This window comes from Nocardia sp. NPDC058176 (assembly GCF_042883805.1).
Taxonomy (GTDB): domain Bacteria; phylum Actinomycetota; class Actinomycetes; order Mycobacteriales; family Mycobacteriaceae; genus Nocardia.
Window position 1 is genome coordinate 328,922 of sequence record NZ_JBHVVA010000007.1, and the last position, 23,935, is coordinate 352,856.

Annotated in this window: 25 protein-coding genes; 12 read left to right on the forward strand and 13 right to left on the reverse strand. The window is 69.4% G+C overall.

Annotation, left to right across the window (positions count from 1 at the left end):
* The first annotated feature begins 248 nt into the window (after window positions 1-248).
* Genes ACFVVM_RS29515 through ACFVVM_RS29525 form a run of 3 tightly spaced genes read left to right on the forward strand, consistent with a single transcriptional unit; the run spans window position 249 to window position 4,417 of the window.
* Window positions 249-2,303, forward strand: coding sequence for an AMP-binding protein (locus ACFVVM_RS29515; protein ID WP_387624977.1), 2,055 nt, complete (start codon window positions 249-251; stop codon window positions 2,301-2,303).
* Between the two features lie 45 nt (window positions 2,304-2,348).
* Window positions 2,349-3,056, forward strand: a complete 708-nt coding sequence (locus tag ACFVVM_RS29520) for a response regulator transcription factor (RefSeq protein WP_387624980.1) — start codon at window positions 2,349-2,351, stop codon at window positions 3,054-3,056.
* Window positions 3,053-4,417 (forward strand): sensor histidine kinase, encoded by a 1,365-nt coding sequence (locus ACFVVM_RS29525; RefSeq protein WP_387624983.1) that lies wholly within the window; start codon window positions 3,053-3,055, stop codon window positions 4,415-4,417. The genes ACFVVM_RS29520 and ACFVVM_RS29525 overlap by 4 nt, the downstream gene beginning before the upstream one ends.
* Before the next feature lie 75 nt (window positions 4,418-4,492).
* Here the strand turns inward: ACFVVM_RS29525 and ACFVVM_RS29530 are convergent, their stop codons facing one another.
* Entirely contained in the window at window positions 4,493-5,149 is a 657-nt protein-coding gene (locus ACFVVM_RS29530; protein WP_387624986.1) for a hypothetical protein, read from the reverse strand.
* 263 nt (window positions 5,150-5,412) lie between these two features.
* Here ACFVVM_RS29530 and ACFVVM_RS29535 point away from each other — a divergent pair, with 263 nt between their 5' ends.
* A complete protein-coding gene (locus ACFVVM_RS29535; RefSeq protein ID WP_387624988.1) occupies window positions 5,413-6,573 on the forward strand; it encodes a hypothetical protein in 1,161 nt (386 codons plus the stop codon).
* A gap of 49 nt (window positions 6,574-6,622) precedes the next feature.
* Here the strand turns inward: ACFVVM_RS29535 and ACFVVM_RS29540 are convergent, their stop codons facing one another.
* The 5 genes from ACFVVM_RS29540 to pdxH all read right to left on the reverse strand — a co-directional run bounded on the left by ACFVVM_RS29540 (window position 6,623) and on the right by pdxH (window position 11,434).
* Entirely contained in the window at window positions 6,623-7,270 is a 648-nt protein-coding gene (locus ACFVVM_RS29540) for a hypothetical protein (RefSeq protein ID WP_387624990.1), read from the reverse strand.
* A 203-nt stretch (window positions 7,271-7,473) separates the two neighbouring features.
* Complete coding sequence (locus ACFVVM_RS29545) at window positions 7,474-7,833, reverse strand: FKBP-type peptidyl-prolyl cis-trans isomerase (protein ID WP_387624992.1); 360 nt, start codon at window positions 7,831-7,833, stop codon at window positions 7,474-7,476.
* A gap of 32 nt (window positions 7,834-7,865) precedes the next feature.
* Entirely contained in the window at window positions 7,866-9,176 is a 1,311-nt protein-coding gene (locus tag ACFVVM_RS29550) for a citrate synthase (protein ID WP_387624994.1), read from the reverse strand.
* Between the two features lie 153 nt (window positions 9,177-9,329).
* Window positions 9,330-10,622 carry an MFS transporter gene (locus ACFVVM_RS29555; protein ID WP_387624996.1) on the reverse strand — a complete coding sequence of 431 codons (1,293 nt, stop codon included), beginning with the start codon at window positions 10,620-10,622 and terminating at the stop codon, window positions 9,330-9,332.
* 50 nt (window positions 10,623-10,672) lie between these two features.
* Complete coding sequence (gene pdxH / locus ACFVVM_RS29560; RefSeq protein ID WP_387624997.1) at window positions 10,673-11,434, reverse strand: pyridoxamine 5'-phosphate oxidase; 762 nt, start codon at window positions 11,432-11,434, stop codon at window positions 10,673-10,675.
* A gap of 76 nt (window positions 11,435-11,510) precedes the next feature.
* Between pdxH and ACFVVM_RS29565 the strand changes: the two genes are divergently transcribed.
* The gene (locus ACFVVM_RS29565; RefSeq protein ID WP_387624999.1) at window positions 11,511-12,635 is read left to right on the forward strand and encodes a citrate synthase 2; all 1,125 of its coding nucleotides are present in this window, start codon (window positions 11,511-11,513) and stop codon (window positions 12,633-12,635) included.
* 39 nt (window positions 12,636-12,674) lie between these two features.
* On the opposite strand, the gene ACFVVM_RS29570 is transcribed toward ACFVVM_RS29565, so the two are convergent.
* Window positions 12,675-13,175, reverse strand: a complete 501-nt coding sequence (locus tag ACFVVM_RS29570; protein WP_387625001.1) for a hypothetical protein — start codon at window positions 13,173-13,175, stop codon at window positions 12,675-12,677.
* Between the two features lie 151 nt (window positions 13,176-13,326).
* Here ACFVVM_RS29570 and ACFVVM_RS29575 point away from each other — a divergent pair, with 151 nt between their 5' ends.
* Both ACFVVM_RS29575 and ACFVVM_RS29580 read left to right on the forward strand, forming a co-directional pair.
* Window positions 13,327-14,082 (forward strand): alpha/beta fold hydrolase, encoded by a 756-nt coding sequence (locus ACFVVM_RS29575; RefSeq protein WP_387625002.1) that lies wholly within the window; start codon window positions 13,327-13,329, stop codon window positions 14,080-14,082.
* Window positions 14,082-14,543 carry a GbsR/MarR family transcriptional regulator gene (locus tag ACFVVM_RS29580; protein WP_387625004.1) on the forward strand — a complete coding sequence of 154 codons (462 nt, stop codon included), beginning with the start codon at window positions 14,082-14,084 and terminating at the stop codon, window positions 14,541-14,543. Before ACFVVM_RS29575 ends, ACFVVM_RS29580 begins: the two co-directional genes overlap by 1 nt.
* A 1-nt stretch (window position 14,544) precedes the next feature.
* Here ACFVVM_RS29580 and ACFVVM_RS29585 read toward each other — a convergent pair whose 3' ends face one another.
* Both ACFVVM_RS29585 and ACFVVM_RS29590 read right to left on the reverse strand, forming a co-directional pair.
* Window positions 14,545-15,126: a Uma2 family endonuclease gene (locus tag ACFVVM_RS29585; RefSeq protein ID WP_387625006.1), complete on the reverse strand. Its 582-nt coding sequence runs from the start codon at window positions 15,124-15,126 to the stop codon at window positions 14,545-14,547.
* Window positions 15,127-15,239: 113 nt separating this feature from the next.
* Complete coding sequence (locus tag ACFVVM_RS29590; protein WP_387625008.1) at window positions 15,240-15,875, reverse strand: hypothetical protein; 636 nt, start codon at window positions 15,873-15,875, stop codon at window positions 15,240-15,242.
* 136 nt (window positions 15,876-16,011) lie between these two features.
* Between ACFVVM_RS29590 and serC the strand changes: the two genes are divergently transcribed.
* The 3 genes from serC to ACFVVM_RS29605 all read left to right on the forward strand — a co-directional run bounded on the left by serC (window position 16,012) and on the right by ACFVVM_RS29605 (window position 19,332).
* Window positions 16,012-17,133, forward strand: coding sequence for a phosphoserine transaminase (gene serC, locus ACFVVM_RS29595; RefSeq protein ID WP_387625010.1), 1,122 nt, complete (start codon window positions 16,012-16,014; stop codon window positions 17,131-17,133).
* A gap of 303 nt (window positions 17,134-17,436) precedes the next feature.
* Window positions 17,437-18,444 carry a septation protein SepH gene (gene sepH / locus ACFVVM_RS29600; RefSeq protein WP_387625012.1) on the forward strand — a complete coding sequence of 336 codons (1,008 nt, stop codon included), beginning with the start codon at window positions 17,437-17,439 and terminating at the stop codon, window positions 18,442-18,444.
* 156 nt (window positions 18,445-18,600) lie between these two features.
* Window positions 18,601-19,332: a DUF6928 family protein gene (locus tag ACFVVM_RS29605; RefSeq protein ID WP_387625014.1), complete on the forward strand. Its 732-nt coding sequence runs from the start codon at window positions 18,601-18,603 to the stop codon at window positions 19,330-19,332.
* Window positions 19,333-19,480: 148 nt separating this feature from the next.
* Here the strand turns inward: ACFVVM_RS29605 and ACFVVM_RS29610 are convergent, their stop codons facing one another.
* Window positions 19,481-19,783, reverse strand: coding sequence for a DUF2537 domain-containing protein (locus ACFVVM_RS29610; RefSeq protein WP_387625016.1), 303 nt, complete (start codon window positions 19,781-19,783; stop codon window positions 19,481-19,483).
* A complete protein-coding gene (locus ACFVVM_RS29615; protein ID WP_387625018.1) occupies window positions 19,780-20,583 on the reverse strand; it encodes a TrmH family RNA methyltransferase in 804 nt (267 codons plus the stop codon). Before ACFVVM_RS29615 ends, ACFVVM_RS29610 begins: the two co-directional genes overlap by 4 nt.
* Before the next feature lie 25 nt (window positions 20,584-20,608).
* Here ACFVVM_RS29615 and ACFVVM_RS29620 point away from each other — a divergent pair, with 25 nt between their 5' ends.
* Window positions 20,609-21,016 carry a YccF domain-containing protein gene (locus tag ACFVVM_RS29620; RefSeq protein WP_387625020.1) on the forward strand — a complete coding sequence of 136 codons (408 nt, stop codon included), beginning with the start codon at window positions 20,609-20,611 and terminating at the stop codon, window positions 21,014-21,016.
* Here the strand turns inward: ACFVVM_RS29620 and ACFVVM_RS29625 are convergent, their stop codons facing one another.
* Window positions 21,017-21,454 (reverse strand): MarR family winged helix-turn-helix transcriptional regulator, encoded by a 438-nt coding sequence (locus ACFVVM_RS29625; RefSeq protein WP_387625022.1) that lies wholly within the window; start codon window positions 21,452-21,454, stop codon window positions 21,017-21,019.
* Window positions 21,455-21,516: 62 nt separating this feature from the next.
* Between ACFVVM_RS29625 and ACFVVM_RS29630 the strand changes: the two genes are divergently transcribed.
* The gene (locus ACFVVM_RS29630; protein ID WP_387625024.1) at window positions 21,517-21,777 is read left to right on the forward strand and encodes a DUF2530 domain-containing protein; all 261 of its coding nucleotides are present in this window, start codon (window positions 21,517-21,519) and stop codon (window positions 21,775-21,777) included.
* Here ACFVVM_RS29630 and ACFVVM_RS29635 read toward each other — a convergent pair.
* Entirely contained in the window at window positions 21,774-23,822 is a 2,049-nt protein-coding gene (locus tag ACFVVM_RS29635; RefSeq protein ID WP_387625026.1) for a neutral/alkaline ceramidase, read from the reverse strand. The two genes, ACFVVM_RS29630 and ACFVVM_RS29635, sit on opposite strands and share 4 nt — an antisense overlap.
* Window positions 23,823-23,935: the final 113 nt, after the last annotated feature.

The window sequence follows — 23,935 nt, forward strand, 5'->3', positions numbered from 1 at the left end:
CGCCAGGCGGTGCTGGCCGAGAACTGCGGCTGGCCGAGAAATTGCGTCTACGACTGCCCGAATAAGTGACATCAGATTCTAACGGATCAATAACTTCTTGGCTGACTCCCGGTCGAGGTCCGCGCGATGACCTGCCCGTTCCAGGCAAAACCAAAGGTCGCGGCACCCCCTCGGGTGTCGCGTGAAGTCTGCCACAATCATCAGGATCTATCGAGCGGGCATCGAAGCGAGGCTAGGGAGTCACGGGGTTGGACACCGAACACGAGTACCGGCCGGTCTATCAGACCAGTCTGGTCGACCCGGCCGAGTTCTGGTCCGCCGCAGCTCAGAGCATCGAGTGGGATGTCGAACCCCAGCAGATCCTCGACGCCGCCGACAAGCGTTCGGCCCGCTGGTTCCCCGATGCCCGGCTCAATACCTGCGTGAACGCCCTGGATCGCCATGTACGGGCGGGCACCGTCGCCGAGGGCGGACACGCCGATCAACCGGCCCTCATATATGTCTCCGCTATGACGGACACCACTTCCGTTTATACGTATGCCGAATTGCTCGACGAAGTAGCCCGATTCGCCGGAGCCATGCGCGATCTCGGTGTGGTGGCCGGTGATCGGGTGGTGATCTATCTGCCGATGATCCCCGAAGCGGTCGTCGCGATGCTGGCCTGCGCGCGCATCGGCGCGGTGCACTCGGTGGTGTTCGGCGGGTTCGCCGCGCCCGAGCTCGCGGCCCGCATCGACGACGCCGAACCGGTCCTGGTGATCACCGCCTCGGGCGGGCTCGAGCCCAACCGCCGCATCGACTACCCGCCGATCGTGCTGCAGGCACTCGACCTGACGACGACGGCCTCGGTGCGCACGGTGATCGTCAAGCAGCGCCCGCAGTTCCCGACCATCGAGTTCTCCGCCGCGCTGCCCGCCACCGATGTGCTGCCGTCCTCGGAGCAGACCGTCGCGGCCCGCTGGGTCGACTGGGACGCCACCGTCGCCGACGTGTCCCCCGCCGAGCCGGTCTCGGTGGCCGCGACCGATCCGCTCTACATCCTCTACACCTCGGGGACCACCGGAAAGCCCAAGGGCGTCGTCCGCGACAACGGTGGGCACGCGGTCGCGCTCTCGTGGTCGATGCGCAACATCTACAACGTCAACCCGGGTGAGGTGTTCTGGGCCTCCTCCGATGTCGGCTGGGTGGTCGGCCACTCCTACATCATCTACGCGCCCCTGCTGATCGGCGCGACGACCGTGCTCTACGAGGGCAAACCGGTCGGCACCCCCGACGCGGGGATCTTCTGGCGGATCGTCGACGAGCACGACGTCCGGGTGCTGTTCACCGCGCCGACGGCGTTGCGCGCGATTCGCCGCGCCGACCCCGAGGCCGCCATCGCCCACCGCTCGGACCTGTCCCGGCTGCGCGCGCTGTTCTGCGCGGGCGAGCGCCTCGACCCGGCCACCTTCGAGTGGACCTCCGAGGTGCTGCTCGCCGGTCAGGACGACTGCCCCGTGGTCGATCACTGGTGGCAGACCGAGACCGGCTGGCCCATCTGCGCCGACCCGCTCGGCCTGCAGGAACTGCCCGTCAAGCCGGGTTCGGCGTGCGTGCCGGTGCCCGGCTACCGGCTGCGGGTGCTCGACGCGAACGGCAATCCGGTGGCGACCGGCGTCGAGGGCAACATCGTCATCGGGCTGCCGCTGCCACCCGGCACGCTGACCGGCCTGTGGCGCGACCGGGAGCGGTTCATCCGCTCCTACCTGGCGACCTTCCCCGGTCACTACCTCACCGGCGACTCCGGCTACTTCGACGAGGACGGCTACCTCTACGTCCTGGGCCGCAGCGACGACGTGATCAACATCGCCGGGCACCGGCTCTCGGCGGGCAGCATCGAGGCCGCGATCTCCGGGCACGAAGCCATCGCCGAATGCGCGGTGATCGGCATGCCCGACGAGCTCAAGGGCAGCCTGCCGCTGGCCTACGTGGTCCTCAAGCAGGGCGTGGAGATCGACCCAGAGCAGCTGCGCGACGAGCTGATCGAGCGGGTCCGCGGCCAGATCGGCGCGATCGCCACCCTGCACGACGCGATCATCGTCACCGGGCTGCCCAAGACCCGCTCCGGCAAGATCCTGCGCAAGACGATCCGCCAGCTCACCGCGGGCGAACAGGTGGAGACCCCGGCCACCATCGAGGACCCCGCGGTGCTCACCGCGCTCTCCGATCGCATCCTCGCCAATCCCCCGCTCGGCACCCCCGTCCCGCCCGCCGAGGGCACCGCGCCCGACCGCGACGGCGATCCGGTGGCCCCGACCTCCTGAGCGGCGCGGGCGCTGCCCCCGGGGGCGCGCCAATAGGATTACCGCGTGACCGAACGTAGCGCTGCCTCCACCGTCCTGGTCGTCGACGACGACGAGGACGTCCTCGCCTCGGTCGAACGTGGCCTGCGGCTTTCCGGTTTCCAGGTGCTCGTCGCGCGCGACGGCGCGGCCGCGCTGCGGGCGGTCGCCGAGCAGGCACCCGACGCGCTGGTGCTCGACATGAACATGCCCGTCCTCGACGGCGCCGGGGTGGTGACGGCGCTGCGCGCGATGGGCAACGACGTGCCGATCTGCGTGCTGTCGGCACGCGCCTCGGTCGACGACCGGATCGCCGGGCTGGAGTCCGGCGCCGACGACTATCTGGTGAAGCCGTTCGAACTCGCCGAGCTGGTCGCCCGCATCCGCGCGCTGCTGCGCCGCCGCACCGACACGCCCGAGGCCGTGGCACCCGGGACGATCACCGTGGGACCGCTGCAACTCGACGTCGCGGGATATCGCGCGCTGGTGCGCGGGCAGGAAATCGAGCTCACCAAAAGGGAATTCGAATTGCTGTCGACGTTGGCACGGAATGCCGGTGTGGTGCTCACCAGAGAACGCCTGCTGGAATTGGTGTGGGGCTACGATTTCATCGCCGATACGAATGTCGTCGATGTGTTCGTCGGATACCTGCGCCGCAAACTCGAAATAGATGACACGCCAAGGATTCTGCATACGATTCGTGGCGTAGGATTCGTGCTCAGGGAACCGAAATGACCGAGCCCCCACCGAAACGCCGTCGGAGACAATCGTTTTCGTTGCGAACTCGGGTCGCGGGGGCCGCCGCGGCCGGTGCGGTGATCATCGTGTCGATCGCCGCCTTCGTCGGATTCCAGGCCATCGAACGCAACAATGTGACCCAAACCGATCAGCAGCTCGAGATCGCCTCGCGCATCGTGCTGATCGAGCCGGTCCTCGCGACCGGATTCGTCAATCTGACCGGCCTGCAGAACACCATGGCGCTCACCGTGCGCGACAACGGTCAGGTGACGGCGTCGAGCTCGACCCAGCTGCCGGAGCTGGCCCCCGGCTCGCAGACCGTCGAGGTGAACGACCAGCCCTACCGGGTACTGACCACCACCGAGAACCAGCCGCAGGGGCGAACCGTCTCGCTCGCCATTCCGACCACCGAGGCCGCGCGGGCGACCGCCGATCAGCAGCGCTGGGTGCTCGCGGGTGCCGCGATCGCGGTGGCGGCGGCCGCGGCGCTGGGCTGGCTGCTCGCCGGCGGCGCCGTCGGCCCGATCGTGAAGCTCACCAGGCAGGTGTCGGCGCGCAGTGCCTTCGGCGCGCCCGACGCCACGGCGCAGCCGGTCGACGGTTCCGGGGTCGACGAGGCCGTCAAGCTCGCCGAGGCGGTCAACACCATGCTGGCCCGCGTAGACGAGGCACAGGCCGAGACCGCCGCCGCGCTGGAGACCGCCCGCGATTTCGCCGCCGTCTCCGCCCACGAACTGCGCACCCCGCTCACCGCGATCCGCACCGACCTCGAGGTCCTGCGCACCCTCGACCTCACCGACGAGCAGCGCCGCGAGATCCTCGACGACCTCGCCCGCAACGAAACCCGCGTGGAGAGCACCCTCACCGCACTGGAACGGCTGGCCCGCGGCGACCTCACCGCCGAGGCCGATCACGTGCGCACCGATGTGGCCGACCTGTGCGACCAGGCCGCCCACGACGCGATGCGCCACAACCCCGGGCTGTCGGTGCGCATCGACACCGACGCCGCGCTGATCACCCGCGGCCTGCCCGCCGGTCTGCGGCTGGCCGTGGACAACGCGCTCACCAACTCCGTGCGCCACGGCGGCGCCACCGAGGCGATCGTCTCCGCGCACCGCCACGGCGACCACATCGTCATCGCGGTCGACGACAACGGCTCCGGCATCCCCCCGGCCGAACGCGAGGCCGTGTTCCAGCGGTTCTTCCGCGGCAGCCGCGCCACCAAGGGCGGCTCCGGCCTCGGCCTCGCCCTGGTCGCCCAGCAGGCCCAACTACACGGCGGCAGCGCCTCTTTCGAGGCGAGCGGCCTCGGCGGCGCGCGCCTGGTCCTGGTCCTGCCGATCCGCCCGGCCCACTGACCCCGCACACGACAACGCGCCCGCGACTCGAAAGTCACGGGCGCGCGGCGGTTCTACCGATGGCGGGCCATCAGATCAGGGCAGCACCTGCGGCACGGCCTCCGGGATGACCAGACCGATCACGGCGCCGATCACCGCACCGGTGATGGCGGTCGAGATCACCGACGGGATCGCGCAGAACACGTAGCCGATGATGAACGCGGCCAGCGCGGGCACGCACAGGATCGCCGCGGCGATCGCACCGACCGTGGCGCCCGCGGCGGCACCGTTCTGGACGGGGTCGTGGTTGGCCGCCTCGGGGTTGGTGGCGATGGCCTTCAGCTCGCCTGTGGTGTCGGCCGACAGCTGCGGGGCGATCGAGAGCGTCTTGCCGTCGGCGGAGACCACCGAGGCCACCGCGATCGCGTTGCCGGTGACGGTGTCGAGCTTGAGCGGCAGCGTGCCGACGGTGGCGCCGGTGTCGGAGACGACGTTCACCGCGTCGGGGGTGAGCACGAACCGGCCGTTGTCGACGGTGGCGGAGATGGTGCGCAGGTCCGGCGCGACGACGGTGCGGTAGCCGACGCCGTCGGCGACACCCTCGCTCGACAGCCCGGTGGCGATCCCGGCCTGCTGCTCGGCGGTGACGTCGGCGGCCGCGGTGCCCGTGGTGACGAGCGAGACGGCGACGGCCAGCGGCAGCGCGGCGATGACCGCGCGACGGCCCGTGCGAATGATGTTGCGGTGGAACATGTTCGAAGAACTCCCTCCCGACGCCCCCGAAGAATCCCCGAACCCCCCGGACGAATCGAAACAATTCGATGTCGATTGACCCAAGATTTGTACCGGATCAGGCACCCGTCCGGGAGTTGTTGTGACGCAACACATATTGACCTCGACGCACTATCGCCACCATCGCGCGCGAGCCGCCCGGCGGACACCCGGCGGGCACTTCCTCAACGAACTCTCAGACATCCCCCACGACCAGCACGAAGACACCCGATACCGTCGCCGTCGTGATCGACAAACGAGTTCGCCTGCTCTGCCTCGCCACCGCCGTCCTGCTGGCGGGCGGCGCCGTCGCCGCCTGCGCGGGCACGGACTCCGCGCCGACCGGCATCGCCCTGGTGAACGCCGATACCGGCCCGACCGGCGAACGAGTCGCCAAGGCGGTCCAGGACGCGGGCGGCTACGAGTGGACGGTGGCCAAGCCGGGCGAGGTCGACGCCGATGACTACGCCGCGGTGATCACCCTGCCCGCCGACCTCACCTCCTCGATGGCCACCCTGGCGACCCCGGACCCGCAGCGCGCCAAGGTCACCGTGACCACGCACGACGGTGCCGATCATGGCACCGTGAACGGCGCGGTCGACGTGGTGACCCACCGGATCGGCGCGTCGGGGGTGGACGCGGCGCTGGCCGCGGTCTCGCAGGCGCGCAATCAGATGACCTCGGTGCAGTTCACCGCGCAGCTGCTCAACGCGGGCGTGAACGCCGCCGCCGCGGGCGCCGACCAGTTCAGTGGCGGCGCCGAGGAGATGCTCGGCTTCCTCGATTTCGCGAAAGAGGGTGCGGGCCAGCTCACCTCGGCCATCGAGCTGCTGAACCAGACCGTCGACGGCGCGGCCAAGCAGGCGAATCAGCTCGCCGACGCGCTCGGCGCGACCGGGGTCACCATCGCCGGTGTCCAGAACAGCGCCGCCGCGCTCGGTTCCGGCCTCGACCAGATCCTGCCGCTGCTGCACGGGCTGCCCTTCGCCGGCGATCCGCAGCTGGCCGACATCATCACCAAACTCGAGGCACTGCGCGGGGTCTCGAACCAGGCGGGCACCCAGCTCGACGGCTTGGCCGAGCTCACCGGCTCCGCGGTCGACCCGAACACCGACCTGGGCACCCTGCTGCGCACCGTCGTCGACCGGCTCAACAGCGCCCGCGACCAGCTCACCCAGGGCGCCGAACTCGCCGAGGGCCTGCCCGCCCTGGCCGAACAGGGTGGCGCCCAGCTCGTCTCGGCGATCGAGCAGCTCACCGGCGGCGTCGGCGCGCTGCAGAACATCGTCGGCAATCTCACCGATCAGACCGGCAAGGCGCTCGACGCCCTGCCCCCGCGCGGTCAGGCCCAGCAGTCCGCGCTGGCGCTGGCGCTGACCGATCCGGTGGAGGTCGTGCGCGAGTGAGCACGACAACGGCCCGGTCGAGGCGACCGGGCCGTCGTACGAGTGGCGACTAGGGCAGAACCTGCGGGATGACCTCGGGGGCCACCGCGCCCACCACGGCGCCGATCAGCGCGCCGACAAGGGCATTGGGCAGGCCGACCAGGCCCACGCACGGCACGTAGACGATCAGGAAGGCCATCAGCGAGGGCAGGCAGACCACGGCGGCGATGAGCGCGCCGATACCGGCGCCCGCCGCGGCGCCGTTCTGCACCGGGTCGGGGAACTGGGCGGTGGGGCTGGTCGCGATGTCCTTCAGGTCGGTCGCGGCGGCCTCGGTGATCTGCGGGGTCACCGTCAGGCCGCGGCCGTCGGCGGCGATCTCGGTGGCCAGGTTGATGACATTGCCCGCGGCCGTGGTGAACGAGGCGGGGATCTCGCCGATCGGGCTACCGGTCGCCGACTCGACGATCACCGCGCCCGCGTCGGGCGCGAGCACGAACCGGCCCTCGTCGAGCGAGGCGGACACCGTCTTCAGATCCGGCGAGACCGTGCTGCGGTACCCGACCCCATCGGTCTCGCCCACACTGGACAGCCCGGCGGCGTAGCGCGCCTGCTGATCGGTCTCGGCGGCCGAGACTCCCGCGCCGACCAGGCTCATCGCCACCGCCACCGGCAGTACCCCGGCCAGCAGGTGCCGAACGCTCTTGCTGTGGAACATGATCGAGAATCTCCTTCCGAAACCCCCGAAGAAGCCCCGAACCTCGGGCGAATCGATCAGCTCACTGTCATGGACACGAGCATTCGTAGCGGATGACAGCTCTGATAGCAAATTCGCACAACCGAATTCCCGCAATGCCCCAGCGAACACGACTGCGGCCCGCCTTCCATCCTGGAAAGCGGGCCGCAGTTATGTTTTTCGGGTCAGTTCGCCTTGAGCAGATCGATCACGAAGACCAGGGTCTTGCCCGAGAGCTGGTGACCCGCACCGGCCGGGCCGTAGGCCAGCTCCGGCGGGATGGTGAGCTGACGACGACCGCCGACCTTCATCCCCGGGATGCCGTCCTGCCAGCCCTGGATCAGACCACGCAGCGGGAAGACGAGGGACTCGCCACGGTCCCACGAGGAGTCGAACTGCTCGCCGCTCTCGAACTCGACACCGACGTAGTGCACCTCGACGGTGCCACCGGCCACCGCTTCGGCACCTTCGCCCTCGACGAGATCCTTGATCACGAGCTCGGTGGGCGCGGGGCCCTCCTGGAATTCGATCTCCGGCTTGGTCATGCGGCTATCCCCTTCGATAGTTTCAGTTCGGACTAACGGCCAGCGATGTCACGGTAGTCGCGCTCACCGTAACCGGTGTAGATCTGGCGCGGACGGCCGATCTTGAGCGGCTCGGAGTGCATCTCACGCCAGTGCGCGATCCAGCCCGGCAGGCGGCCCATGGCGAAGAGCACGGTGAACATGCGGGTCGGGAAGCCCATGGCCCGGTAGATGACGCCGGTGTAGAAGTCGACGTTCGGGTACAGGCGGCGCGAGACGAAGTAGTCGTCGGTGAGGGCGGCCTCTTCGAGCTGCTTGGCGATGTCGAGCAGCTGGTCGTCGCCGCCGATCTTCGACAGGATCTTGTCGGCGGCCTGCTTGACCAGGGTCGCGCGCGGGTCGTAGTTGCGGTAGACGCGGTGCCCGAAGCCCATGAGCTTCACGCCGTCTTCCTTGTTCTTGACCTTGCGGATGAATTCCTTGACGTCGCCGCCATTGGCCTTGATCTCGTCGAGCATCTCGAGCACGGCCTGGTTGGCGCCGCCGTGCAGCGGGCCCCACAGCGCGTTGATGCCACCGGAGACCGAGGTGAACAGGTTGGCGTCGGAGGAGCCGACCAGGCGCACGGTCGAGGTGGAACAGTTCTGCTCGTGATCGGCGTGCAGGATCAGCAGCATGTCCAGCGCGGCGGCGATCTCGGGGTCGACCTCGTAGGGCTCGGCCGGGAAGCCGAAGGTCATCCGCAGGAAGTTCTCGACCAGGCTCAGCGAGTTGTCCGGGTAGAGGAACGGCTGGCCGACCGACTTCTTGTACGAGTAGGCCGCGATGGTGGGCAGCTTGGCCAGCAGGCGGATGGTGGACAGCTCGACCTGCTCGGGGTCGCGCGGGTCCAGCGAGTCCTGGTAGTACGCCGAGAGGGCGTTGACCGCGGACGACAGCACCGGCATGGGGTGCGCGTTGCGCGGGAAGCCGTCGAAGAACCGCTTGAGGTCCTCGTGCAGGAGGGTGTGGCGGCGGATGCGATCGGTGAACTCGTCGAGCTGGGCCTGGGTGGGCAGCTCGCCGTAGATGAGCAGGTAGCTGACCTCGATGAACGTCGAGCGGCCCGCCAGCTGGTCGATCGGGTACCCGCGGTAGCGCAGGATGCCCGCTTCACCGTCGATGTAGGTGATCGCCGACTTGGTCGAGGCGGTGTTCATGAAACCGGGGTCGTAGGTGACGTAACCGGTGCTGGCCAGCAGCTTGCCCAAGTCGAGTCCGTCGTTGCCCTCCGCGGCCGAGGTGACCGAGATTGGAAACTCGCCACCGGGGTACTGCAGTACCGCCTTGGCGTCGGCGACGTTGGTGATGTTCTCAGCGGGCACGGAAGGATCCCTCTCAGGCTAGTTGAGATTCTCGCCGAGCCCTGAAACCCGGCGCCGAACCGTGAGGCACCGATGCGGTCGGCACAGGCGCTCGATGTAACGCTAACTCTTGTTCGGTCCGAACGAGCAACCAGGGGTTACTCAGCGGTGTTCTCACACCGCCGCGTGTGCGCGAGTGATCCTGTAGCGGACGAATGCGGGGAAGGCCAGCGCCGCCAGCACCACCCCGATCACCACGAGCACACCACCACCGGCGGCAGCTACAGCAGTACCCAGGCTCGCCGCGGCGAAACCGTGGGCAACATCACCGATTCGCGGCCCACCTGCGACGACCACGATGAACACCCCCTGCAAACGGCCGCGCATCTCGTCGGTGGCGACGTTGAGCAACATCGCCGTGCGCAGCGCCGCCGAGATCATGTCGACCGCGCCGCCCAGCGCCAGGAACGCCACCGCGATCCACAGCCACACCCCGAGGCCGAACCAGTGCCCGGCCAGGCCGACCGCGAGCCCGAACCCGCCCATCGCCACGCCCCACACGATGATGCAGATGATCACCGCGAGGCCCTGCCTGCGGATACGTGGCACCCAGCCGGAGAACACCCCGCCGAGCACCGCGCCCAGCGAGATCGCCGCGAACAGCAGGCCCACCGCCACGCCGCCCTCGGGCGGATCACCGAAGGTCTCGTGCGCGATCTGCGGGAACAGCGCGCGCGGCATGCCGAACACCATGGCGATGATGTCGACGACGAAGGAGGCGAGCAGGACCTTGTGCGCGGTGAGATAACGGAAGCCGTCGAACACCTCGCGCAGGCCCGCGCGCCGGGCCGTACCGGTCGGCGGGATCGCCGGCATGCGCCACACCGCCCACAGCGTCGCCAGCAGGGCGATGGAGTCGATCAGATACAGCGTCGACAGGCCGATCACCGGGACGAGCACACCGGCCAGCACCGGACCCGCGATCATGCCGGTGTTCTGCACCGTCATGTTCAGCGAACTGGCCGCGGCGATCTGCTCGGGCGGCAGCAACCGGGCGATGGCCGCGCTGCGAGTGGGCTGGTTGACCGCGAAGAACGCCTGCTGCGCGGCGAACAGACACAGCACCAGCCAGACATTCGTCATGCCGAGCGCCGCCTGCACCCAGAACGCCACCGCCGTCGCGCCGGTGCCCGCCGTGGTGATGATGAGCAGTGTGCGCCGGTCCATCACATCGGCCAGCGCGCCGCCCCACAGCCCGAACACCACCAGCGGGACGAGGCCGAACAACCCCGCCAGCCCCACATAACCGGAACTGCCGGTGATCTGGAAGATCTGCAGCGGAACCGCGACCACCGAGAGCTGCGCGCCGATGACGGTGACGATATTGGTGGTCCACAGCCTGCGATAGTCCCGATTGCGCAGGGGTTCGGTGTCGGCGAGCAGTTTCACTCGCCGCAGGCTAGCCATCGCCGCGGCATCCGAGAATGGTTGCGCGCGGTGAGAAAGCCCACCGCTCGTTAGGGCTGCAAACGTTCGACGGTCGTGCTCGCGCCGTCGATCCGCACCACGATGCGGTTGTGCAGCCGTCCGCGCCTGCCCTGCCAGAACTCCACCTCGTCGGGGCGCAGCAGGTAGCCGCCCCAGAACGGCGGGACCGGGATGTCGTCGACCTCGGCGAAGCGGGCCTCGGTCTCGGCCAGCGCCCGATCGAGTTCGGCGCGGGTGGCGATCGGTTGCGACTGCGCCGAAGCCCAGGCACCCAGCCGGGATTCCCGGGGTCGCTCCTGCCAATACGCCGCGGTCACCTCGGCCGACACCCGCTCGGTCACCCCGCGCACGTGCACTTGCCGGGCCAGTGCAGGCCAGACGAAGCTGGCGGCGGCGTACGGGTCGGCGGCGAGCTGATTGCCCTTGGCGGAGTCGTAGTTCGTATAGAAGGTGACGCCCTCGGGCGAGAGGCCTTTACACAGCACCGTGCGCGCCACCGGTCGCGGCGCGGGCCCGGTGAGGGAGACGGTGGCCAGCACCATCGCGTTGGGTTCGGCGACGCCGAGGGTGCGCGCCTGATCGATCCAGTTGCGCAGCAACGGTTCCCAGCCGTCCGACACCCACGATTCCTCGAGGTCGGCCTCGGTGGCGGGCGCCGACCGCGGATCGCCGTAGTCCACCCGCATGGCGCTCAGGTCGACGGCGCCGGAGATCACCGCGTCGGCCAGTGCCGCCGCCGACACCGTGACAGCGTCGGGCGCGGGCACCGCGGAAGGGTCGAGTTCACGCATAGGGGCGACGTTACTCCGGGGTACCTGCGGGTCTATGGTTCAGGGAGATCGGCATGCCCCTGCAAGGAGAGTCACCATGACTACCAGCTCGGTACCACAGGATTTCGTCAGCGGATTGGAAGGCGTGGTGGCCTTCACCACCGACATCGCCGAGCCGGACAAGGATGGCGGGGCGCTGCGATATCGCGGCGTCGACATCGAGAACCTGGTGGCCAACCGCGTGACCTTCGGTGACGTGTGGGCCCTGCTGGTCGACGGTCAGTTCGGCCGCGGACTGCCGCCCGCCGAGCCGTTCCCGCTGCCGGTGCACACCGGTGACGTGCGCGTCGACGTGCAGGCCGGGCTGGCCATGCTCGCCCCGATCTGGGGCTACGAGCCGCTGCTCGACATCGACGACGAGACCGCGCGCGAGAACCTCGCCCGTGCCTCGGTGATGGCGCTGTCCTATGTCGCCCAGTCCGCGCGCGGCATCTATCAGCCCGCCGTCCCGCAGCGCAAGATCGACGAGTGTGCCACCGTCACCGAGCGATTCATGACCCGCTGGAAGGGTGACCCCGACCCGGCGCACACCGAGGCGATCGACGCCTACTGGGTCTCCGCCGCCGAGCACGGCATGAACGCCTCCACCTTCACCGCCCGCGTCATCGCCTCCACCGGCGCCGACGTGGCCGCCTCGCTCTCCGGCGCGATCGGCGCCATGTCCGGCCCGCTGCACGGCGGCGCCCCCGCCCGCGTGCTGCCGATGATCGAAGCGGTCGAACGCGACGGCGACGCCCGCGCCCTGGTCAAGGGCATCCTGGACCGCAAAGAGAAGCTGATGGGCTTCGGCCACCGCGTGTACCGCGCCGAGGACCCCCGCGCCCGCGTCCTGCGCGCCACCGCCAAGCGCCTCGACGCCCCCCGCTTCGAGGTGGCCGCCGCCCTCGAACAGGCCGCCCTCGCCGAACTCCGCGAACGCCGCCCCGACCGCGCCATCGAAACCAACGTCGAATTCTGGGCCGCCGTCATCCTCGACTTCGCCGAGGTCCCCGCCCACATGATGCCCGCCATGTTCACCTGCGGCCGCACCGCGGGCTGGTGCGCCCACATCCTCGAACAGAAGCAACTCGGCAAGCTGGTGCGCCCGGCCGCCATCTACACCGGCCCCGGCCCCCGCACCCCGGAAGAGGTCGCGGGCTGGTCCACCATCTCGCAGGGCTGACGTCTCACAGCACCCGGAGACCGAGTTTCGGCGGCTCACTCACCGCTGAAACCCGGTCTTTTTCGTAGGTGCGTGTCCTTCTGTCAGAAGGAGAATCGTCAGCAGGGGCAAGGCCACCAGCGGCGTCGCGAAAACGATGTTCGCGGGGGTCGAGTGGTAAAAGGCGTCGATCGGGATCCACGCGAGTACCGCCGCGAACAGCTGGCCGAGGACCACCAGCCACGCTCCCGCCAACAGTGGGTGGCGCCCGGATACCCTGCCGCACAGGAGGAGTGTCGCGCCGAGCCCCAGGAGGCCCGCGATGAGCAGGGAGGCCAGGGAGACCATCGTCAGCAGATCGTCGGCGGTGATCGTCGAGTTGCCGACCGACAGGTAGTCGTTGTTCTGCCACTTGCCTTCGTGGGACTGCAGCCACCCGCCGAGCGCTTGCATCGCCCACAGCAGCGCGCCGGCGATCCCCAGGCCCGCCGCGAGCAGATGACGGGCCCTACGGCCGTCCATCCAGGATCCCGCCATCCGCAGTGCCATCGATTCGTTCACTGGCGACTCCCCCTTCTCCACTGAAAGACTATCGATCCCGACCACCGGGCGGAATGTGATCTATATTCAGAGAATGGTGAAACTTGATCGGCGGCTTGGGCGGCCGGGGGCTGAGATCGCGTTCGGGGATTCGGGTGGTGATGGGTCGGCGGTGGTGTTCGTGCACGGGGCCGGGATGGATCACGCGATGTTCGAGGCGCAGGTCGATGCGCTGGCCACGGAGGGCTATCGCGTGATCACGTGGGACTTGCGGGGGCATGGGCAGTCGGTGCTGGCGCCGGGGGTGCGGTTCGGGGCGGTGGACGCGCTGGAGGATCTCGCGGCGCTGTTGCGGGAGTGCGGGGTGGATCGGGGTGTGCTGGTCGGGCATTCACTCGGGGGGAATCTGGCGCAGGCGTTCATTCGCGCGCACGCCGATCGGGTGGGCGGGCTGATCGTGCTGGATTCGACGTGGAACACCGGGCCGCTGACGGGGTTCGAGCGGTTCGCGCTGCGGCTGGCGGCGCCGTCGCTGGCGATGATTCCGGCGCGGACGCTGCCGGGGCTCATGGCGAAGGCGTCGGCGGTTACTCCGTCCGCGATCGCCAGGACGGAAGCCACCTTCGCGCGGATGCCCAAGCGGGTCTTCCTCGATGTGTGGCGGGCGACGGTGTCGTTCGTCGATCCGGATCCGGCCTACCGGACGCCGGTGCCGCTGGCCCTGGTGCGCGGGGCGCTGGATCGCACCGGGAACATCGCGACGGCGATGCCGCGGTGGGCGGAGGCGGAAGGAGTGACCGAGCACGTCGTCGCGGACGCTGGCCATATCCTCACCTGGGACGCACCAGAGGCGACCTCGGAAACACTGCTGCGCATTCTCAAACAGTGGGATCTCGGTCGCCTACCCACCGAACAAGGCGAATCGTGATGAACCCCGAGCAAGAGCAGTTCGTGAACGCCATGGGCGACACGCTGGCGACCTGGCACCTCTCGCGCGCGACCGGGCGGGTCTACGGATATCTGCTGCTACAGGGCGACCCGTCCACGTCGGACCAACTGCGCTCGGCACTGGCGCTCAGCTCCGGGGCGGTGAGCACCGCGACCCGCGAGCTGGTCTCCTGGGGCCTGGCCCGCACCATCCCCAGCGCGGGCAGCCGCCGCCTCCTCGTCGAAGCCGCAGGCGGATTCGAACAACTCCTCGCCGCCAGCCACGAACGCACCCGCGTCTTCATCCGCAACCTCCGCTCCGCCGAACAACTCACCGAAACCCCCCACGCCACCCAACGCCTCCGCGATGTCACCGACCTGTTCACCACCTACGTCGACGCCGGCGAACGCGTCCTGCGCGAACGGGCGCAGCCAGAAGCCGGCCGACCTGGCGCCAACTGATTCAGCGGGTGAGTTCGGCGAACGCGATGTCGCCGACGATCACATGTTCGAGGTGAAGCAACCCCTCGCGATGAATCTGGTGGAGCCGGTACTCACGCGCATGTGCGTCGAGCCGGAACTCGAGCACCTCGGCGATATCGAACTTGGTATCCAGCATGACGACGAGGTAAAGCGGGATACCGACGCGCGCGTACTGGGCCTTCTTGTCGAGCAGGTCCTCGGCAGCGGTCGACGGCGAAGACACCTCAACGACAATCAGGGTGTCACCTGCTTCCGGCTTGTCCCCAGGTTCATCGAGGCACCTGTAAACAGTCACGTCGGGCCGCCGGAAAGTGAACTTCGGCACCCGCCAGAGCACCACGTCGATGTCGGTCTCGGCCCGAATGCACGCTTCGGTGCTCGGCAAATCCTCCATCGCGTTCGCCAGCCGACGGGCGATGCGATTGTGCTCGGGAGTGGGTGATTCACAGACGATGACGTGCCCGTGCACCACTTCGATCTCCCGGGAGACCTCCTCGGGAAGCTGTCGATACTGCGCTTCCGTCATCTGATGCGGCAGCGAGTCCACGGCCGGGATCGTCATGGCGCGAGCTTACCCGGCGCCACCGCGTTGAACAGCTGAGTGTGCGGGCCAGTGGCGAAAAGAACGGACACACGCCAACACTCGGACTACGACCATTCGAGGTGGTCGATCGATCAGGACAGGGCGGCGAAATCGATGGCGACGGAGTCTCCGCGGTCGACGGTGAAGAAGGCGGCTTCGAGGCGGGTGCCGAGTTCGATCTGGCCGACCGCGGCCAGCGGTACCGGCTGGATCAGGCGCACGCGCCACGGTGACGGCTCGTCCCAGGCGCGTAGTTCCAGGTCCAGGCGTAAGACCGGGTCCTCGCGGCCGGTGTAGTCGGCCGCGACCGGGGACACGGCGAGGACCGTCGCCTCGGCGCGGCGGCCGTTGGCCAGGATCTTGGCGGCGGCGCTGCGGCCGGTTTCCGGGATCTCGGGCAGGAACAGGGCCACCCGATCCCGGTCGCCGGGATCGACGCGGCAGCCGACGAGGTCGCCGGGGCGCATCCATTCCAGATCCTGGCTACGGACCCGCTGCCGGACCCGCGCGTCGTAGGCCAGCTCGCCGGGCAGCTTCACCCGGACCGAGAACCGGTAGCCACCCTCGCCACGCCGGGTACGCACCGAGAGCACGGTGGCGGTGGCGGACAGCCCCCTGATCAGCAGTTCCCGGCGGCCGCTCTCGGGCAGCAGGCCGGGCCGCCTCCCGAACGCCCAGGCACATCGGTCGAGCAGGGTCCGACCCGAGTCGGCCACGGCGAGGCTCATGGATGGAGGGTAATCGGTCGCCGCTCGGCGCAAGGGCAAATTCCCCGCACCCGGCGGACGTGGCCGTCCACACACCCCCGGGCACCGGGAGGGGGTGCGGACCACAACGCGGCGCCTCACCACTAAACTCCTCCCCATGACCAGTGCGTTCCCGACGATTCCCGCCGACCTCTTGCCCGCCGACGGACGGTTCGGCTGCGGCCCCTCCAAGGTCCGCCCGGAGCAGCTGCAGTCCCTGGTGACTGTTGGCGCCTCGGTGTTCGGCACCTCCCATCGCCAGAAGCCGGTCAAGGACGTGGTCGCGCGCGTTCGCAACGGCCTGCGTGAGCTGTTCTCCCTCCCCGAGGGCTACGAGGTCGTGCTCGGCAACGGTGGCACCACCGCGTTCTGGGACGCCGCCGCGTTCGGCCTGATCCGCGAGCGTTCGCTGCACCTGACCAACGGTGAGTTCTCCTCCAAGTTCGCCTCGGTCGCCAAGGCCAACCCGTTCATCGGCGACCCGATCGTCGTCTCCGCGGACCCGGGCAGCGCGCCCGAGCCCGTGTCGGACCCGAGCGTCGACCTCATCGGCTGGGCCCACAACGAGACCTCCACCGGTGTGTCCATCCCGGTGTCGCGTCCGGCCGGTTCGGACAACGCCCTGATCGCCATCGACGCCACCTCCGGCGCGGGCGGTCTGCCGGTGAACATCGCCGATTCCGACGTCTACTACTTCGCCCCGCAGAAGTGCTTCGCCGCCGACGGTGGCCTGTGGGTCGCGATCATGAGCCCGGCCGCGCTGGCCCGGGTCGCCGAGATCAAGGAGTCGGGTCGCTGGACCCCGGACTTCCTGTCGCTGCCGATCGCCATCGACAACTCCACCAAGGACCAGACCTACAACACCCCGGCGCTGGCCACCCTGCTGCTGTTCGCCGACCAGATCGAGTGGATGAACGCCAACGGCGGCCTGGACTGGACCGTCAAGCGCACCCTGGATTCGTCCTCGCGCCTGTACTCCTGGGCCGAGTCGAGCTCCTTCGCCACCCCGTACGTCACCGATCCGGCGCACCGTTCGCAGGTCGTGGGCACCATCGACTTCGACGACGCGGTCGACGCCGCCCAGGTCGCCAAGATCCTGCGCGCCAACGGCATCGTCGACACCGAGCCGTACCGCAAGCTGGGCCGTAACCAGCTGCGCGTCGGCATGTTCCCGGCGATCGATCCGGAAGATGTTTCGCAGCTGACCCGTTCGATCGACTGGGTCGTCGGACAGCTCTGAGATAAGACCGCAATAGGGCCGGTGCCCGGAGATCCCGAAAGGGATCGACCGGACACCGGCCCTTTGCATGAGCTTCGCAACATTTGCTTCGAGCGACCGATCCCGGGGCCTGAATTTGATGTTGATCCATCACCAAAATGCCTGCACAGGACCGGAATTCGCGCGGGGAGCCGATCAGATTAGCGGGACATACGGTCCCGGTGTGCGATTTCGGTCGTGCGTGTCTGCTGCCACGGCCAAGTAATGTGCACTACTGTCTAGGAAAGTGGGCGGTGTCGTAGCCGACGCGATAGGGAGGTAGCGGTGCGTGAACTTCGAGTGATCGGGGTGACGCCCGACTCCGCCCACATCGTGTGCAGCGATACCGAGTCCGGCACCAAGTTCCGGTTGCCCGCCGACGACAAGCTCCGCGCGGCGGCGCGCGGCGACCTCGCACGATTCGGCCAGATCGAGATCGAAACGGAGGCGTCCATGCGTCCTCGCGATATCCAGGCCCGCATTCGAGCCGGAGCGTCTGTCGAGCAGGTCACGGCGGAGTCCGGGATGCCGGAAAGCAAAGTCGAACGTTTCGCCTACCCCGTGCTGCTGGAACGCGCGCGGGCTGCCGAACTGGCGCAGAAAGCGCATCCGGTGCTCCCCGACGGTCCCGCGGTGGAAACGCTGAGCGAGATCGTCACCGCGGCCTTCACCGAGCGCGGGCACGCCATCGAACAGGCCGAATGGGACGCCTGGAAAGACGAAAAGGGTTTCTGGGTCGCCCAATTACAGTGGCGTAACGGACACTCCGAGATCGCCGCGCACTGGCGCTACCAGCCCGACGCGCACGGCGGTTCGGTCTCCCCGCTCGACGATCCCGCCAACGATCTGATCGATCCCGACTTCGGTCGCGCACTGCGCGGACTGGCCACCATCCTGCCCGCGCCGGTGGAGACACCCGCGCCGGTCATCGAACCTCCGGTCCCGGTCGAGCCGCGCCCGCGCGAGCAGGTCGCGCCCACCGCGCGGCCGACCGCCCGCCCGGCCCAGCCGACGCTGGACGAGTACTACGAACAGCGTCAGGTGGCCGCCGGTGGTGGCGCGGCGGCGATTCCGGCCGCACCGGCGCCGACAGCACCGATTCCGGCCGTTCCCGCGGTCCCGGCGGCCCCCGCGGCGCCGAGTCAGCCGGTGGCACAGCAGGAGAAGCCGGTCGCCGAGGAACCCGCGGCGGCGGAGAAGCCCGCGCCGAAGCAGAACCGGCCCAAGCGCGGCAAGGCACCGATGCCGTCCTGGGAAGACGTACTCCTGGGCGTCCGCAGCTCCGGGCACTGAGCTGTTCCGCCTCTCCGGGTATTTTGGCCGGACTCGGGTGCGAGGTCTGGTGACGTTGGCGGCCGGTGGTCGGGTGCGGGGAGAGTTGGCCCGTACCCGGTGAGTTACCCATGTTCTTGCGAGACCTGGTGATTCGGTCGAGGTGGGAGGTGGCTCGTGATTTCGGCTTCCACGCTCTGGTACGTCGACACGGCCGATCCCGCTGGGGTTCTGCGGGGTCGACCTGATCCCGATCCTGTTGCGGCGGCGGCGTTGGCGGGGCAGTTGTATGCCGAGCACGATGTGCGGCCGATCATGATCGGGACGCTGCACGGGTGTGCCGGGCCGGATCGCGACGAGGTGTACATCGGGTGCTATCCGGGGTTGACCGTGGTTTGTACCGCTGAGGCGGCGCTGGTGCGGCCTACGAAGCTGCCCGATCTGCTGGTGCGGCCGCTCGCCTCCGAGCAGACCTATCTGGTGTCGTTCGACGCGAAGCTGCACTGGGGGGCGTTCGCGCATTGGGAGCGGGGGGAGTTCCGGCGGTCGTTCAGTTCCACCCGGGTCGACATCCTGGAGAACGAGGGGCTGCCGATGGTGTGGGAGCGCACGTTCTGGGCGGGTGAGCGTCCGGTGCCGTGGCGCAGCGACGATCGGCCCGGACCGCAGTCGCTGCCGTTCGATCCGCCGGACTTCGCCGATGCGGCCAATCGGGAGTGGCTCGGCTTCGGCTATCGCGGCGAAGCCGGACAGGTCGGTCCGGCAGACCTGGCGGTGTGCGGGTTCACGCTGTATCCGAAAGGCCGCGCGCCCGAGACGAAGTCCACGCTGGTTGCCCGCCCGGGCGCGGCCACCCGGCGCAGGCGTGGAGTATTCGGCTGGCTGCGCGGCGCCGACCGCGTGCTGTGAGACCAGGCCGGGCACCACGCGGCTCGACCGGGCACCACGCGGCTCGACCGGGCGCCGTCAGCTCAACTGCGCGCGACCCGACCGTGCGCGACCCGACCGTGCGCTGTGAGACCGTCCGCGGCGCGGCCTGACCGAGTGCCGCGCGGCCTCAGCCGACGAGCTGGTCGACGATCACCGCGACCCAGCCGAGAACGACCCCGCCCGCCGCACCGGCGAGCACCCACCGCACCACCGGCGTGAACCGCCACCGCCACGCCGTCGGCGCCACCCCCACCGCCGCCACGACATTCACCACGACCGCGAGCAGCGGATGCACCGCGGCCAGCGCGGACCCGAAGGCGTACACGCCGACCCCGCCGAGCGCGGCGACCAGCGCGGCGACGGTGCCACCGGCCACCCAGGGCACCGAATCCGGTTGGGCCCGGTAGGGGCCTTCGGATCCCGGGCTCATGACGTCCGCACTCGTTCGTAGAAGGCCATCGCGGCCGCGGTCGCGACATTGAGCGAGTCGGTGCCCGGCGACATCGGGATCCTGGCGCGGATGTCGGTGGCGCGCATGGCCTCCTCGGTGAGACCGGGGCCCTCCGCGCCGAGCAGCAGGGCGACGCGCTCGCCGGTCATCGCCGTCGCCAGGTTCACCGCGGCGGGGTCCGGGGTCAGCGCGATGATCTGGAAGTCGCGTTCGCGCAGCAGGTCGAGTCCGCCCGGCCACTCGGGCAGCTGGGCGAACGGCACCCGGAGCACGTGCCCCATCGAGACGCGAACGGCCCGCCGGTACAGCGGGTCGGCGCATCGATCGCCGAACAGCACCGCGTCCGCGCCGAGACCGGCCGCGTTGCGGAACATCGACCCCAGGTTCTCGTGGTCGTTGACGCCCTCGAGCACGGCCACCGTGCGCGCGCCGTCGAGCACCTCGGCGGGGCTCAGCTCGGTCGGGCGCGGCGCGACCGCGAGTACCCCGCGATTGAGATGGAAGCCGACCACCTCGGCCATCACCTCGGCACTGGCCCGGTAGTACGGGATGTCGCGACCGGCCAGATCATCGGCCAGCGCGGCGTGTCGTTTCCCGACGCCGAGCAGCGCGCTCGGGGTGAACCGGGACGCCAGCATCCGCTGCACGACGACGACACCCTCGGCGATGACCAGGCCCTTCCGTCCGGGCAGATCGGGCCTGCGGTCGGCGGAGGACAGATCGCGGAAGTCGTCGACGCGCGGGTCGGCGGGGTCGTCGATGTCTATCACTTCGGCCACCGGCCAATCCTGGCATGCTGGAAGCATGAAGCTGGTCCAGTTGATCTTGAACATCCTGTGGGTGGTCTTGTGCGGGTTCTGGATGGCGCTGGGCTACCTGCTCGCCGCGCTCATCTGTTTCGTCCTCATCATCACCATTCCGTTCGGCATCGCCTCGTTGCGGCTGGCCGGATACGTCCTGTGGCCGTTCGGCCGCACCGTGGTCGACAAGCCGAGCGCGGGCGCGGGCTCGCTGATCGGCAACGTGATCTGGTTCGTCTTCGCGGGCTGGTGGCTGGCGCTCGGCCACGTGTTCACCAGCATCGCGCTGGCGGTCACGATCATCGGGCTGCCGTTCGCGTGGGCGAACCTCAAGCTGGTGCCGCTGTCGCTGTTCCCGCTCGGCCACGACGTGGTCGACGCGGACGCGGCGCGCGCCCGCACGATCGGCTGATCACTCCGATTCGGCGACGATCTGGTTCATGATCGCGACGGCCTGATCGAGCACGGCGAGCTGGTCGGGCCGCAGCCCGGCCAGCTGCTCGGTCATCCAGGCCTCGCGGGCGTGGGTCTCGTCGGCGATCAACGCGCGACCGGCGGCCGAGAGGGAGACGATGATCTGCCTGCCGTCGGTCGGGTGCGGCCGGCGCTGGACCAGGTCGAGGTCCGACAGCGAGGCGATGACGCGCGTCATCGACGGGGGTTGCACCCGTTCCTTGCCCGCCAGCGCGCCGGGCGTCATGGCGCCATCGCGGGCCAGCGTCGCGAGCGCGGACAGCTGGGTGAGCGAGATCTGCGCGTCGGCACGGCGGCCGCGCAGATGTCGCGTGAGCCGCACAACCGCCAGTGAGAGATCACCGGCCAGGGCGCGGACGTCCGATGGCGTTGTCACAGTGCAGAACTCTACGGTACGCCAGGCCCACCTGATGGGTTTCGCACCGCTACTGTTTGGGTATGGATGCCGGACCCGTCAGCCCCGAGATTCCTCAGCTGCCCCGATTCCTGGTCGATCCGCGCCCGGTCGTGCTGGCCGGTTTCGCCGCCTGGGCCCTGGCCACCGTGCTGGTGTGGGTGGTCCCGGACTGGGCGGACGCGCGTCCGGTCTGCGTGATGGGGTTCGTCGTCGGTGTGCTCGGGTCGTCGATCTACCTGGCCCAACGCCGATCGGCCCGGCGCGGTGACAAGGGCGCCCAGGTGGGCATCGACACCGATTAGGCGGTCACCTCGAACTCCGCGCTGGTCCCGGTGACCGGGCGCAGCATCCCGTCGGCGCCGAGCGCGTCGGCGTAGTGCACGAAGCGGTGGGTGCCCGGCTGGGCGGTGGCGGGGACGTCCCAGGTGAAGCGGGCGATCGAGATCGCGTCGCCTTCCTTGCGCCAGTGGAACCGCACGTCCCACTCCCCCTCGTTGGCCACCCGTGTCCACCCGCTGCCGGTGCGGCGCTGCACGTCGAGGAACGTGTCGCCCCGGCGCGGATTGTGCTTCGGGTGCGCGGAGACGAATTCGACCGCCACCCGCTCCCCACGCGCGGTGTGCGCGGGCGGCTGGACGAGGACCGCGCCGAAGCCGAGCCCCTGCGGCGTCGCGTCGGGGCCGGGCGCGGCGACGAAGTTCGGTTGCAGCGCGGAGACATCGCGCGGCGCCGGACCGCGCGCCACCGCGCCGCCGCCGGCGAACGCCTCCGCCAGTCGGGTGAACTCCTGGACGTACCCGCACAGCGTGTAGCGGCCGAACAGGGTCGACGCGCCCTCGTACTGCTGCGCGTCGTACTCCTCCGGCGTGGTGACGTACTGGTGGTAGTTGTTCGTGTAGCCCTGCAGCAGCACCTGATCGAGGTCGACGCCGAGCGTCGCGGCCACCGCGCGCCGCACCCGCAGCCCGGCCACGATGGTGAATTCCGCGCCGGCCGTGGCCAGATACAGCCCGCCGAGGCGGACCAGCTGGATCGGCACCACATTCGGCACCCACGGCACCGGCGGGAGCAGGCCGAGCGGGGCGAAGATCGCCTTGGGCGCCTGCGCGTCGGCCAGCCAGGCCGGGTGCGGATGGTCGATCCCGCCGAGGAAGTCGACCAGCGGATTGCGCACGCCCTCCGAGATCGGGCCGCCGGGCAGGCCGGGGCCGTCCTCGACGCTGCCCGCGGCCAGCGAGACGCCCGCGGCGGCCGGTGCGGTGCGCTTGGGCGCGCCGTCGGGGGTGAAGCGGCCGTCGATCGCCAGGTCGGCGAGGTCGATGTAGCAGTGCAGCGAGGCGACCGCGCCCGACATCGGAACAGCCTGCGCGGCGGCGGCTTTCGACGCGTCGTACTGGCGTTCGCCGATGATCCTGGTGTTGGCGAACTCATCGGTGGTCGGCCCGTCGCCAGGGGCGAGATTCAGATTGGGCGACATGTCACCGGCGTTGGTCTGCGCGAAGGCGGCGAGGAAATCGGGCTTGCCGTCGAGGTGGCGGACGCCGTGCTCGAGATGCTCGGCGGCGTAGCTGGCGTAGCCCTTGTTGTCGGAGCTGATCAGGCGGTTGGCGTTGGTCATCGAGGTGTTGTGGGTGGCGAACCAGGTGAGCGCGCCCACCCGGCGACCCGCCCTGGCGAACACGATCGTGGTCACCGCCGGGTCGACCGCGTCGGGGAACACCGCCCGGTCGTCCGCCGGATTGCGGTCGAAGGCCACCCGCGAGCGGTTCACGCTGGCATCGCGCAATTCCGATCGGCCCAGCGCGACGGTGCCCGGCGCGTAATCGGCGTCGGCCGCGACGATCGCCTCGACGATGCCCGCCACCTCGACGTCATAGACCTGCTGCTGAAATCCCAGCGTCGCCAACGTGTAGGCGTAGTCGTGCGCGGAACCGCCACAACCGGAATGGGTGTGGGTGGAGGTGAGCACGACATTTCGCTCGGTGTAGCGGTCACCGAAACGCTGTGCGAGCGCGCGCAGGACGCCGTCGTGCACCGAGCCGAACACCGCGCCGTTCTCCACCGCGACGAAGGCGACGCGATTTCGGCCCGACCCGATCACGAACGCTCTGGCGCGCGGCCGAAGATGAATTCCCGCGGTCGTCTGTTCGAGTTGGGAGTAACCCATCATGCCGCATTCCGCGGCCGGGCCGGTGAGATCGGCGATACCGAGCCCGAATTCGAATCCGCCGGGTTCCGGGCTCGCCTGCGCGCCGGGCATTCGAGCCCCCGCCAGCGTCGAGAGGACGGGCACGGCGGTCACGCCCAGCGCCGAGGCGGCGAGCACGGTACGACGGGTCAGGGGCATCAGCGGAACTCCTTCGCAACTTCCGATTCGGAGACAACCACACCAACTGGTCGTATGTCCAGGATTTTCCACGCGGACCGGCGAATTGACTGTTCGCGACGCGAGCGCTTAAC